The organism is Hungatella sp. SL.1.14 (genome assembly GCF_024460495.1).
GTDB lineage: Bacteria > Bacillota > Clostridia > Lachnospirales > Lachnospiraceae > Hungatella > Hungatella hathewayi.
The window spans coordinates 1-271 of sequence record NZ_JANFYJ010000566.1 but is presented as its reverse complement, the minus strand read 5'-3'; the positions used below and the strand labels follow the sequence as shown (position 1 = coordinate 271).

The 271-nt window shown below is 50.6% G+C and carries 1 rRNA gene; it reads right to left on the bottom strand.

The annotated features are described in order from the left end of the window. Positions 1-271, bottom strand: a 23S ribosomal RNA gene (locus NE473_RS32325); the annotation flags it as partial.

Below are 271 nucleotides of genomic sequence, written 5' to 3'. Positions count from 1 at the left end.
ATAACCCCTGGGTGCACGCACCCAGGTTTAGGCTCCTTCCATTTCGCTCGCCGCTACTCTGGAAATCGAGTTTTCTTTCTTTTCCTCCGCCTACTTAGATGTTTCAGTTCAGCGGGTTCCCAACGTAACGCTATGGATTCACGTTACGCCGACTGAGGTTTGCTCAGCCAGGTTTCCCCATTCAGATATCTCCGGATCAAAGGATATTTGCTCCTCCCCGAAGCTTTTCGCAGCTTATCACGTCTTTCATCGGCTCTTAGTGCCAAGGCAT